The organism is Streptomyces actinomycinicus, assembly GCF_016741775.1.
Lineage (GTDB): Bacteria > Actinomycetota > Actinomycetes > Streptomycetales > Streptomycetaceae > Streptomyces > Streptomyces actinomycinicus.
This window is the reverse complement of the sequence record NZ_JAERRK010000001.1, coordinates 567271-578763: the sequence shown is the minus strand read 5'-3', so window position 1 is coordinate 578763 and position 11493 is coordinate 567271. Positions and strand designations below refer to the sequence as shown.

The window sequence follows — 11493 nt, the reverse complement described above, 5'->3', positions numbered from 1 at the left end:
CCGGAGCCACTTACCTCGGTAGAGCACGAGTCGGACAAGCTCTGGGGAGCACCATGCGACGCACCGCCCGTCTGCTGACCGGTACGGCGCTCGCCGTGGCAGCCGCGGCACCCGCCCACGCCGCCGGTGCCGTGGCCGCTGCCGCGGCCGACCGCCTGGACGTGTACCCCTCCACCGTGGCGCCCGGCGGCCTGGTCACGGTGAACACGGCCGCCTGCGGGGAGAAGGGCTCCGCGACCGGGGACGCGGGGGCGGTCGGCGCCGGCACCTTCACGCTGGCGCCCAGCGCGCACGCGGGCGAGGCGATCGGGCAGTTCCGGGTGCCGCCGAGCGCGCAGCCCGGGACGTACGAGATCGTCGCCCGGTGCGCCGAGGGAGACAAGCAGGTGACGGGCGATCTCGTGGTGGCGTTGACCCAGGTGCACGACCAGGTGCAGCCGCGGGGCAGCGTGAAGACGGGGGTCGGCGGCGGACTCGGCCCCGACCCCGTGCAGACCGCGGCGGGCGTGGCGGCTCTGGCCGTCGCCGCCGCGGGCGGTACCTGGCTCCTGCATCGCCGGGCGAGAGGCGACGGGATCTGACGGACACCCTCCGCTGTCCGTCCGCCGGTACCGCACGTCCCGCCCCCTCCGGGTCCGATGCCCCTCGCGGCCCGGAGGGGGAGGGGGCCGGTCCCAGGGAGCCGGCCCGCTCGAAGGGTCCCGTTCGGGGGCGCGCCCCCGGGAGAGGGGTTCGTATGCGCAGGAGCTGCAGGCGCAGCAGGCTCGGCGACACCGCCATAGCCGCGGTCACCGTCGTGGCCCTCGGTGCGGGGGTGTGGCTGCTCGGCAGCGGTGCCGGGAGCCACAGGCCACCGCAGCCGTCGGTCGCCGAGGGCCGTTTCGAACCGGGCGGGGAGCGGCTCGCCGCCGCCGCGCTCGCCCCCTCCCCGCCGGTCCGCATCCGCATCCCCGCGATCCGCGTCGACGCCCCGCTGATGGGCCTGGCCCTCACCTCCTCCGGCAGCCTGGACGTGCCGCCCGCCCGGGAGAAGAACCTGGCCGGCTGGTACCAGGCCGGCACCCTGCCCGGCGAGACCGGCACCGCGGTCGTGGCCGGCCACGTCGACAACGCCGAGGGCCCCGCCGTCTTCTACGACCTCGGTGCGCTCAAGCGCGGCGCCACCGTCGAGGTGGACCGGCGGGACGGCACGGTGGCCGTGTTCACCGTGGACGCGGTGGAGGTGTACGCGGCCCGCGACTTCCCCGACGACAAGGTCTACGGCGCCGCCGCCCGCCCCGAACTCCGGGTCATCACCTGCGGCGGCGGCTACTCCAGGACCACCGGCTACCAGGGCAACGTGGTGGTGTTCGCCCATCTGACGGGGAGCCGCTGACGGGGAGCCGATGACTGAGGTTCGCTGACGGAGGGCCGATGACGGAGGACCGCCGGCGGAGAGCCGCTGACAGAGGACCACTGACGGGGAGCCGATGGCGGAGAGCCGCCGGCGGGGAGCCGCCGGCGGGGAGCCGCTTGCCGTTCAGTGCACCGCCGTGGCCCTGCCCAGGACGTGCCGTTCCCCCCACACCCCGAGCGGCGCCAGGGCCTCGTTCAGCTGGGTGCCGGTCCCGGTCAGCGAGTACTCGACGCGGGGCGGCACCTCGTCGTACTCCTCGCGGTGCACGATGCCGTCGGCCTCCAGTTCGCGCAGCTGCGCGGCGAGCACCTTCTCGGTGACGCCCGGCAGCTCGCGCCGCAACTCGCCGAAGCGGCAGGTGCGCCGGCCCAGCGCCCACAGGATCGACACCTTCCACTTGCCGTCGATGATGTCCATGGCCGCGTCGGTCCCACAGACGTACGCCCCCGGCCGCCGTCCCACCGGCATGGTGTTCCCCCTTCCGACCTGCACTCTTTCCCTCCGGTAACCACCCACTCGAAAGTACGTACTTCTGCGCGGCGGCTCCCCGGGCGAGCCTAGTCGCCATGACCGACATCTCCTTCTCGCCCAGCACCCCTACGTCCCTGACCCTGCTCGGCACCGGTGCGATGGGCACCGCGCTCGGGCGGGCCTGGCTCGCCGCCGGGCATCCGCTGACCGTCTGGAACCGCACGCCGGAACGCACGGCCGCGCTGACCGCCGCGGGCGCGGTGGCCGCCGGCAGCGCGGCGGAGGCGGTGGCCGCGAACCGGCTCGTCGTGGTCTGCCTGCTCGACGACGCCTCGGTGGGCGCGGCACTGGCGGACGCCGACCTGGCCGGCCGGGACCTGGTGAACCTCACCACCGGCACCCCCGACGACGCCCGGACCCGCGCCACCTGGGCCGAGGGGCGCGGCGCCCGTTTCCTGGACGGCGGGATCATGGCCGTACCGCCGATGATCGGCGCGCCCGGTGCCTTCGTCCTCTACAGCGGCCACCCGGAGCTGTTCGAGGAACACCGGCAGGCGCTCGCCGTCCCGGCCGGTACCCGGTACGTCGGCGCCGACCCCGGCCTCGCCGCACTGCACGACGTGGCCCTGCTCAGTGGCATGTACGGCATGTTCGCGGGCATCACGCACGCCTTCGCCCTGGTGCGCGGGGCGGACGTGGCCCTCGGCGAGTTCGCCGCACTGCTCGTGCCGTGGCTGGACGCGATGGCCGGCGCGGCGCACGGCACGGCCGAACGGCTGGCGTCCGGCGACCACACCACCGGGGTGGTCTCCAACCTGGCCATGCAGGTGGCGGGCACCGACACGCTGCTGCGCACCGCGGCGGAGCAGGGGGTGAGCGCCGAACTGCTCGCCCCGTTCCTGGACCTCATGCGCCGCCGACTGAACGACGGCCACGGCGAGGAGGACACCAGCGGCCTGGTGGACCTGCTCCGCACCCGGTGACCACCGGCCCGCCCGGCGCAAGGACCGTCACCGGAGGGCCCCTGCGCCGGAGGGCCGTCGCCCAGCGGGGGATTGCCGGTGAGCCGTCACCGGCGGGGCCTTGCCGGTGAGCCGTCGCCGGCGGGGCGTTGCCGGTCGTCCGTTGCCGGTGAGCCGTCGCCGGCGGGGCGTTGCCGGTGGGGCCTTGCCGGTGAGCCGTCGCCGGTGGGGCGTTGCCGGTCGTCCGTTGCCAACGGGGCTTTGCCGACGCGGCGTTGTCGATGGGCGGCGCCGGCCGTTGCTCCGCCGCACAGTCCTGTCCCCGGCCGGCGGGAATCCCCTCACACGTCCGTGACGGGCCCGCTGAGGGCAGCGTTCCCCATGGGAAACAGAGGTGATGTCACCGGGTAACGAAGGAGCCGCACGCTCGGGTGCATGACCTCGAATACGCGTGTGGTGGTGATCGGCGCCGGCCTCGCGGGCGTGCGGCTCGCCCGCCGGCTCGGTGAGCTGGGCACGCCCGCGCTGCTCGTCGGCGAGGAGGAGCACGCCCCCTACAACCGGGTGCTGCTCGCCGAGGTGCTGGCCGGCCGGTACGCCCCGGAGGTGATCGCCCTCCCGCCGCCGTCCGGCCTGCTGCGCACCCGGGTCACCGGCATCGACCGGGCCGCCCGGACCGTCACCTGCGCCGACGGCACCTCAATCGCCTACGGCACGCTGGTCCTTGCCACCGGCTCCAACCCGGTGCTGCCCCCGTTGCGCGGCCTGTTCCCGGACGCCTGCCTCGCGACCACGCACCGGGCGTCCGGCCCGGGGCTCGGGGGCCGCCCCACGGGAAGGCACGGCGGCCCGGGTCCCCGGCTTCCCGAGGGCGTCCACGCGTTCCGCACCATGGCCGACTGCCTGGGGCTGGCCCGGGCCGTCCGGCCGGGGGTACGCGTGGTCGTCATCGGCGGCGGGCTGCTCGGCGTCTCCGCGGCCCGTGCGCTCGCCGTACGCGGTGCGCAGGTGGTCCTCGCACAGCAGGCCGAGCGGCTCATGGAGCGCCAGCTCGACCCGGACGCCTCCGCTCTGGTCCTGCGGCACCTCACCGATCTGGGCGTCGAGGTGCACACCGAGTGCCGGGTGCGGGACGTGCGCTGTGTCGAGGGCACGCTCCGCTCGGTGGAGCTGGCCGACGGCTACGCCCTGGGCGCCGACCTCGTGGTGCTCGCCTGCGGGGTGCGCCCCCGTACCGGCCTCGCCGAACAGGCCGGGCTCGCCGTCCGCAAGGGAATCCTGGTCGACGACGCGCTGCGCACCTCCGACCCGCACATCCACGCCATCGGCGACTGCGCCCAGCACGACGGCACGGTCTACGGTCTGGCCGCCCCCGCGCTGGAGCAGGCCGACGCGCTCGCCGGGCTGCTCGCGGGCGACTCCGGCGCCCGCTACTCGGGCACCCGTTCCCTGACCCGGCTGACCCTCACGGGCCCGGGCTCCCCCTTCGACCTCGCCGCGTTCGGCGAGACCGAGGCGCGCCCAGGCGACGACGTGGTGCGGCTCGCCGACGCCACCCGGGGCACCTACCGCAAGGTCGTCGTGCGTGAGGACCGCCTGGTCGGCGGGGTCCTCGTCGGCGAACTCGGCACCGTCGGCGCGCTCGCCCGCGCCTGGGAGGGAGCAGAGCCGCTCCCCGACGACGCCCCCCTGCTCCACCTGCTCACCAACGATGGAGGCTCCTGAATGACCGCCACCCCGGGGGCCACCCCCACGATCGTGCTCGTCGGCCACGGCATGGTCGGCCAGCGCTTCCTCGAGGCGCTCGCCGAACGCGGCCTGACCGCCACGCACCGCGTGGTCGTGCTGTGCGAGGAGCCGCGGCCGGCGTACGACCGCGTCCAGCTGACCTCGTACTTCTCCGGGAAGACACCGGAGGAACTGTCCCTGACCGACATGGGGTTCATCGAGGACCACGGCATCGAGCTGCACCTCGGCGACCCGGCCGAGACGGTCGACCGCGAGGCACGGAAGGTGACCGCCCGTTCCGGTCTCGTCGTCGGGTACGACATCCTGGTGCTGGCCACCGGCTCCTACCCGTTCGTCCCGCCGGTCCCCGGCAAGGACGCCACCGGCTGCTTCGTCTACCGCACGATCGAGGACCTGCTCGCGATCGAGGAGTACGCCCGGGCGAAGGCCACCAGGGGTGCGGTCGTCGGCGGCGGTCTGCTCGGCCTGGAGGCCGCGGGCGCGCTGAAGGGGCTCGGACTCGAGACGCACATCGTGGAGTTCGCGCCGCGGCTGATGCCGGTGCAGGTGGACGAGGGCGGCGGTGCGGCCCTGCTGCGCACCATCGCCGGCATGGGCCTGACGGTCCACACCGGGGTGGGCACGCAGGAGATCGTCAGCGACGACAGCGGTGCCGTCACCGGTATGAAGCTGTCCGACGGCTCCGCACTCGACACCGACATGGTGGTGTTCAGCGCAGGCGTCCGCCCGCGCGACCAGCTGGCCCGGGACTGCGGTCTGACGGTGGGCGAACGCGGCGGCATCGCCGTGGACGAGCAGTGCCGTACGGTCTGCGACCCGCACGTGTTCGCCATCGGCGAGTGCGCGCTGGCGGTGGACGGCCGGGTGTACGGCCTGGTGGCGCCCGGCTACGAGCAGGCGGAGACCGTGGCCGCGGCCATCGCCGCGGACGAGGCCGACCAGGTGACGTTCACCGGAGCCGACCTCTCCACCAAGCTGAAGCTGCTCGGCGTGGACGTGGCGTCCTTCGGTGACGCCCACGGCACCACCGAGGGCTGCCTGGACGTCGTCTACGCCGACTCGCGGGCCGGTCTGTACAAGAAGCTGGTCGTCGGCCGGGACGGCACGCTCCTCGGCGGCGTCCTGGTGGGCGACGCGGAGGCGTACGGCACGCTGCGCGCGCTCACCGGTTCGGTGCCCCCCGTCTCCCCCGAGTCGCTCGTCCTGCCCGCCGGAGCGGACTCGGGGGTCCAGCTCGGCCCGTCCGCCCTGCCCGACGACGCAATCATCTGCTCCTGCCACAACGTCAGCAAGGGCACGATCCGCGGGGCGGTCACCGAGCACCGGTGCACGACCGTACCCGAGGTGAAGAAGTGCACCAAGGCCGGTACGGGCTGCGGCAGTTGCGTCAAGGTGCTGGGGCAGCTGGTCACCGCCGAGCTGGAGGCGTCCGGCGTCGAGGTCGACAAGGGCCTGTGCGGCTGCTTCGCGCAGACCCGCGAGGAGCTGTACGAGATCGTGCTGGCCCTGCGGATCACCTCGTACCGGGAGCTGCTCGACGGTCACGGCCGCGACGGCGCCCGCGGGGGCGACGGCTGCGAGGTGTGCAAGCCGGCCGTGGGCTCGATCATCGCCTCGCTGGCCCCGTCGATCGGCGCGAGCGGCTACGTCCTGGACGGCGAGCAGGCGGCCCTGCAGGACACCAACGACCACTTCCTCGCCAACCTGCAGCGCAACGGCTCGTACTCGGTGGTGCCGCGGATCCCCGGCGGTGAGATCGCGCCCGAGAAGCTGATCGTGATCGGCGAGATCGCCCGGGACTTCGGCCTCTACACGAAGATCACCGGCGGACAGCGCATCGACATGTTCGGCGCCCGCGTGGAACAACTGCCACTGATCTGGACCAGGCTGGTGGACGCCGGCTTCGAGTCGGGGCACGCCTACGGCAAGTCCCTGCGCACGGTGAAGTCCTGCGTGGGTTCCACCTGGTGCCGCTACGGCGTGCAGGACTCGGTCCGGATGGCGATCGACCTGGAGCTGCGCTACCGGGGCCTGAGGTCGCCGCACAAGCTGAAGTCGGCGGTCTCCGGCTGCCAGCGGGAGTGCGCGGAGGCGCAGTCGAAGGACTTCGGGGTGATCGCCACCGCGAACGGCTGGAACCTCTACGTCGGCGGCAACGGCGGCGCGACCCCGCGCCACGCCGACCTGCTGGCCCAGGACCTCTCCGACGCCGAACTGGTCCGGCTGATCGACCGGTTCCTGATGTTCTACATCCGTACGGCCGACCGGCTGGAGCGCACCAGCGCCTGGCTGGAGAGGATCCCGGGCGGCCTGGAACACGTGCGGGACGTGGTGGTGCACGACTCGCTCGGCATCTGCGACGAGCTGGAGAAGCTGATGCGGGCACATGTCGCCCACTACCGCGACGAGTGGTCGGAGACCGTCACCGACCCGGAGAAGCTGGCCCGGTTCGTGTCCTTCGTGAACGCCCCGGACACCCCGGACCCGGTCGTCTCGTTCGTCCCCGAGCGCGACCAGATCAAGCCTGACCTGCCGCTGCTGAACATCGGTCTGCGGCCCGCCGACGACGCCCTGGAAGGGAGCGCCCAGCGATGACCCTGGCACTCGAGACCACCGACCTGAAGGTCCAGCTCCAGCTCGCGGACGGCTGGTTCACGGTCTGCGACCTGAGCGCACTGGTGCCGGGCCGCGGGGTGGCCGCCCTGCTGCCGGACGGCCGGCAGGTGGCCCTCTTCCGCGACCGCGCGGACCGGCTGTTCGCCATCGACAACCGCGACCCCTTCACCGGCGCGGCCGTCCTGTCCCGCGGTCTGACCGGCACCGACCGGGGCCGCCCGTTCGTGGCGTCCCCGCTGCTGAAGCAGCGCTTCGACCTGGCCAGCGGGCAGTGTCTGGACGACGAGTCGGTGCGGGTGGCCGCCTACGCGCTGCGTACGGCCTGACCCCCACCCCGTGGCGCGGAGCGCGCGGGCGGCAAGGGGCTCGTCGTCACCGCCGGCGTGTCCCGCGCCGACGGGCTGCGGGCGCTGGTGGCCGCCGACGTGGCCCGGTTCGGTTCCCTGGACGTGGCGCGGACCTGGTGGTCGACGGCGGCTCCACGGCCTGAGCCGGTCAGGTCGGGGCCGTCAGTCGATCCCGGACCGCTCCGCCCCGGCCACGATCCACCGTTGGAAGCACAGGAACACCAGCAGCAACGGCAGGATCGACACGGCTGCCGCGACGAACAGCTCGTGCAGCCGGACGACCTGGGACGTGGTGAACGACGACAGCGCCACCTGCACCGTCCAGGCGTCGCGGTCCTGCCCGATCACCAGCGGCCACAGGAAGGAGTTCCAGGCGCCCAGGAACACGATCGTCCCGACCGCCGCGAACACCGGACGGGCGTTGGGCACGACGACACGCCAGTACGTCCGCCAGTACCCGAGCCCGTCCACCTGTGCCGCGTCCTCCAGCTCCCGCGGGAAACCGAGGAAGTACTGCCGGAAGACGAAGCAGGCGAACGCCGGGAACAGGGTCGGGACGACCAGTCCCCGCAGCGTGGAGACCCACCCCAGCGACGACACCAGCACGAAGCCCGGTACGAAGGTGACGGCCGCCGGGACCAGCAGGGTGCCGAGGATGCCGTGGAAGACCTTGTTCGCGTGCCGGTAGGGGATGCGGGCGAGCCCGTACCCGGCGAGGGACGCCAGGACGAGGGTCCCCAGCGTCGTCGCTACGGCGATCAGCGCGGAGTTGAGCAGGGACCGGGCGAAGGGCACGGACGGGTCGTCGAACAGCTCCCGGACGTTCCCCCACCGCAACACGGCGGGGAAGAAGGTCCATTCGGGCGAGGTGATGTCCCGCTCGCTCGACAGCCCGTTGCGCACGAGCAGGTAGAAGGGGATCAGGAAGAGCAGCGCGAGCGAGATCAGGAGCACCAGCCGCAGCGCCCGCCCGGCGCGTACCAGGGCGTCATCCATCGCCGTCCGTCCTCCCCGGCTTCAGCCAGCGCGCCTGCCCGGCCGTGACGACGGCGACGACCAGCGCGAGGATCACCGCGCCCGCGCTCCCGAACCCCAGGTTCTGGCCCTGCCCGAGGGCCGTGTAGTAGAGGTAGACCAGCGGCGGCCGGGCGTACGGCGGATAGCCCCTGGCGTCGGAGAGCAGGTTGTAGAACTCGTCGAAGGCCTGGAAGGCGCCGACGACGAGCAGCAGCAGCACCGCGACCGAGGTGGCCCGCAGCTGCGGCAGGGTGATGTGCCGCAGCACCGTCCAGCCGGGCCGTGCCCCGTCCACGGCCGCCGCCTCGTACAGCACCGGATCGATGCGTTGCAGTCCCGCGAGGAAGAGGATCATGTAGAACCCCGTTTGCAGCCACAGCCGTACGGTCACGATGACCAGCCAGTACCAGGGCGGATCCGGCGTGGCCAGCCAGGCGACGGGATCCTCGCCGAACCACCCCAGCACGGTGTTGGCCAGCCCGAACCGCACCCCGCTGAAGAGGGACATCTTCCAGATCAGCGCGGCCACGACATAGCTGCACGCGGCGGGCAGGAAGAACACCGACCGGAAGAAGGCCCGGGCCCGCCGGACCCGGTTGACCATCAGGGCGAGGGAGAGGGAGAACACGTAGGTGACGGGGACGATGAAGGCGGTGAAGACGAGGAAGGTCCGCAGGCTGTCCGTGAACCCGTCGTCCCCCAGCACCGCCGTGTAGTTGGCCGGTCCGACGAAGTCCGTGGGCGTGACGGTGTTGCGCGCGTCGAAGAAGCTGAGCGCCACGCTCCACAGCAGCGGGACGTAGGTGAACAGGGCCAGCCCGAGCGCGAACGGCCCGACGAACACCCAGAACCACAGCGCTCCGCGGCGCCTCACGACGACTTCTTCACGCGGTCGAGTTCGGCCGACACCTTCCGTACCACGGCCCGCAGTTCGCTCTCCGGGTCCGCCCCGCTCCTGATGATCCGGCTGAGCGCGTCCTGGTAGGCGGTCCGGCAGGCCGGGGTCCACAGCAGCGGCTGGGCATGACCGTGGTCGGCGGTGAACCGCACGGCGTCGGCGGCCGGGCCTTCCTCCAGCTCGGGGGCGCGCGCGGCGAGGGAGATCCGGGCAGGGATGTGGAATCCGTAGGACAGGGCGAAGTCCCGCTGGTAGTCGATGCGTTCGACCCACAGCCAGCGAACGTACTCCTTCGCCGCCTCCTTGTTCCGGCTGCGCGCGCTGACTGCGGCCCCGTACGCGCCGACGAGCACGGCGGGCCGTCCGTCACTCCCGTCCTCCGGGAAGGGCAGCACCCCGAAGTCGTCGCCGAGTTCCTTCCGCACCTGCGGCAGCGCCCACAGTCCGGACCACTGCATCGCCGTCAGCCCCTGGACGAAGGCGGCCGGGTCGGACCAGTCGGTGGGGGCACCGAGGAGCAGGGAGCGGTCGGCGTGGAGCCGGTGCAGTTTGCCGAGGGTGCGGGCGGCGGCGGGGCCGTCGAAGCCGACCCCGCCGTCCTCGGTCACGAGCTGGAGCCCGGCCGCATACAGCGGGGTTCCGCCGAGTGCGCCCGCTCCCCCGTCGTTGCCGAGGAAGAGCCCCTTGACCTTGTCGTCGGTGAGCTTTCCCGCGGCATCGACCAGGGCGTCCAGGGTGGTGGGCGGCTCGACTCCCGCGTCCTCGAGGAGACTCTTGCGGTAGTAGAGCAGCTGCATGTCGACGACCTGCGGGATGGCCCACACCTTCCCCTCGTACGTCTTGGGGCCGAGCACGGCCGGGCGGAAGTCGCCCTTCACCCCGTCCACCAGCTCCGTGAGGTCCAGGACCTGGCCGCCCCGGATCTGGTCGAGGGTCGGCCCGTCGGCCTCGAAGACGTCGGGTCCGGAGTCGGTGAGGAGCGCCGCTGCGGTCTGCTGGTCGTAGTTCCCCGGCCGCCACTCGATGCCGACCCGCGCCTTCTGGTAGGCGGCGGCGTACCGCTGCACGGCCTGCTCGGTACCGGCCTCGCCGTACTGGTGGTACCAGTGCGACAGCCGCGGCCCCGAACCGCCGCCGCCACGCCCGGTGTTCGATCCGCAGGCGGTGAGGATCCCGGCGCCCGCTCCCGCGGCCAGCAGCGTCCTGCGGCTGAAACTCCCCATCGTGTGCCCCCTGACGTTCGTCATCGATGCACGGCCTAACGATCAACCCCGCGCGGTGATTACGTAAGGGGCATTGCGGCCGAATGCCGGGAGGGCGGGCGGCCCGGGATGTTCCTGGCGGCGATGCACAACTTTTCCGCTCCGGGACGCATCCAATTCAGTGACCTTCATCCACCCATTCGCCCGATGGAGGGGGATGTGCCATGTTCCCGTATCCGAACCCCTTGAGTTCTCCGAACCGTCCGAATCCACCGCGGAGGTTCCGCCGGACGTTGCGCAGGCGCGGCACCGCGGTCGCGCTGGGCGCCGCCCTCGTGGGCGTCACGGCCACCGGAGCCGCGTGGAGCGCGACGCCGGCGGCGGCCCGGACCACGGCCGCCGTACGGACCTGCGCGGTGAGCGACCTGTATCTGTCCATGGGCACCAAGGAGGGCGCGGCGGGCTCGCTGTACTGGCCGATCCGGTTCACCAACACCAGTACGACCGACTGCGCCCTGCGCGGCTACCCGGGCGTCAGCGTCCTGGACAGCGCGCACCACCGGATCGGTCCGGCCGCCACCCACAGCGGCCGGACCTACGGCACCGTCACGCTGGGCCCCGCCCACTCCGCCTCGGCGGTCGTCCGCACCACCAACGGCCCGGTGGGCGGCCCCTGCCTCCGCACCGGTGCCTATCTCCAGGTCTACCCCCCGGCGTCCCGCACCGCGGTCCTGGTCCCGGCCCCCTGGACGATCTGCTCCAGCACCTTCCAGGTCGGCCCGGTGAACGTCCAGGGCGCCTTCTGAACGGAGCGGACCGTGACGCGGGTCCGGCA

Annotated in this window: 11 protein-coding genes; 7 read left to right on the top strand and 4 right to left on the bottom strand. The window is 72.9% G+C overall.

Translation table 11 applies throughout. From position 1 onward, the window contains the following. Positions 1–53 precede the first annotated feature (53 nt). Complete coding sequence (locus JK359_RS02580) at positions 54–581, top strand: hypothetical protein (protein ID WP_201831120.1); 528 nt, start codon at positions 54–56, stop codon at positions 579–581. A gap of 155 nt (positions 582–736) precedes the next feature. Then, positions 737–1375 (top strand): class F sortase, encoded by a 639-nt coding sequence (locus JK359_RS02575; protein ID WP_201831118.1) that lies wholly within the window; start codon positions 737–739, stop codon positions 1373–1375. A 144-nt stretch (positions 1376–1519) separates the two neighbouring features. Here JK359_RS02575 and JK359_RS02570 read toward each other — a convergent pair whose 3' ends face one another. Further along, a complete protein-coding gene (locus JK359_RS02570; protein WP_201831116.1) occupies positions 1520–1864 on the bottom strand; it encodes a winged helix-turn-helix transcriptional regulator in 345 nt (114 codons plus the stop codon). 98 nt (positions 1865–1962) lie between these two features. Between JK359_RS02570 and JK359_RS02565 the strand changes: the two genes are divergently transcribed. The 4 genes from JK359_RS02565 to nirD all read left to right on the top strand — a co-directional run bounded on the left by JK359_RS02565 (position 1963) and on the right by nirD (position 7520). After that, positions 1963–2850, top strand: a complete 888-nt coding sequence (locus JK359_RS02565; RefSeq protein ID WP_201831114.1) for an NAD(P)-dependent oxidoreductase — start codon at positions 1963–1965, stop codon at positions 2848–2850. A gap of 414 nt (positions 2851–3264) precedes the next feature. Further along, the gene (locus tag JK359_RS02560; protein ID WP_201831112.1) at positions 3265–4554 is read left to right on the top strand and encodes an NAD(P)/FAD-dependent oxidoreductase; all 1290 of its coding nucleotides are present in this window, start codon (positions 3265–3267) and stop codon (positions 4552–4554) included. Continuing rightward, on the top strand, positions 4555–7173 hold the full coding sequence (gene nirB, locus JK359_RS02555) for a nitrite reductase large subunit NirB (protein WP_201831111.1): 2619 nt from the start codon (positions 4555–4557) through the stop codon (positions 7171–7173). Continuing rightward, positions 7170–7520: a nitrite reductase small subunit NirD gene (gene nirD, locus JK359_RS02550; RefSeq protein ID WP_201831108.1), complete on the top strand. Its 351-nt coding sequence runs from the start codon at positions 7170–7172 to the stop codon at positions 7518–7520. Before nirB ends, nirD begins: the two co-directional genes overlap by 4 nt. Positions 7521–7703: 183 nt before the next feature. Here nirD and JK359_RS02545 read toward each other — a convergent pair whose 3' ends face one another. Genes JK359_RS02545 through JK359_RS02535 form a run of 3 tightly spaced genes read right to left on the bottom strand, consistent with a single transcriptional unit; the run spans position 7704 to position 10679 of the window. Further along, positions 7704–8537: a carbohydrate ABC transporter permease gene (locus JK359_RS02545; RefSeq protein WP_201831107.1), complete on the bottom strand. Its 834-nt coding sequence runs from the start codon at positions 8535–8537 to the stop codon at positions 7704–7706. After that, positions 8530–9432, bottom strand: coding sequence for a carbohydrate ABC transporter permease (locus JK359_RS02540; RefSeq protein WP_201831106.1), 903 nt, complete (start codon positions 9430–9432; stop codon positions 8530–8532). The genes JK359_RS02545 and JK359_RS02540 overlap by 8 nt, the downstream gene beginning before the upstream one ends. Continuing rightward, entirely contained in the window at positions 9429–10679 is a 1251-nt protein-coding gene (locus JK359_RS02535; protein ID WP_201831105.1) for an ABC transporter substrate-binding protein, read from the bottom strand. The genes JK359_RS02540 and JK359_RS02535 overlap by 4 nt, the downstream gene beginning before the upstream one ends. Positions 10680–10951: 272 nt before the next feature. Here JK359_RS02535 and JK359_RS02530 point away from each other — a divergent pair, with 272 nt between their 5' ends. Further along, a complete protein-coding gene (locus JK359_RS02530; RefSeq protein ID WP_201831104.1) occupies positions 10952–11464 on the top strand; it encodes a DUF4232 domain-containing protein in 513 nt (170 codons plus the stop codon). Positions 11465–11493: the final 29 nt, after the last annotated feature.

Bases quoted from the DNA above. Each gene is read 5' to 3' on its own strand.
- JK359_RS02575 (WP_201831118.1), top strand. From the start codon at position 737: ATGCGCAGGAGCTGCAGGCGCAGCAGGCTCGGCGACACCGCCATAGCC.
- JK359_RS02565 (WP_201831114.1), top strand. From the start codon at position 1,963: ATGACCGACATCTCCTTCTCGCCCAGCACCCCTACGTCCCTGACCCTG.
- JK359_RS02580 (WP_201831120.1), top strand. From the start codon at position 54: ATGCGACGCACCGCCCGTCTGCTGACCGGTACGGCGCTCGCCGTGGCA.
- JK359_RS02545 (WP_201831107.1), bottom strand. From the start codon at position 8,537: ATGGATGACGCCCTGGTACGCGCCGGGCGGGCGCTGCGGCTGGTGCTC.
- nirD (WP_201831108.1), top strand. From the start codon at position 7,170: ATGACCCTGGCACTCGAGACCACCGACCTGAAGGTCCAGCTCCAGCTC.
- JK359_RS02560 (WP_201831112.1), top strand. From the start codon at position 3,265: ATGACCTCGAATACGCGTGTGGTGGTGATCGGCGCCGGCCTCGCGGGC.
- JK359_RS02535 (WP_201831105.1), bottom strand. From the start codon at position 10,679: ATGGGGAGTTTCAGCCGCAGGACGCTGCTGGCCGCGGGAGCGGGCGCC.
- JK359_RS02570 (WP_201831116.1), bottom strand. From the start codon at position 1,864: ATGCCGGTGGGACGGCGGCCGGGGGCGTACGTCTGTGGGACCGACGCG.
- nirB (WP_201831111.1), top strand. From the start codon at position 4,555: ATGACCGCCACCCCGGGGGCCACCCCCACGATCGTGCTCGTCGGCCAC.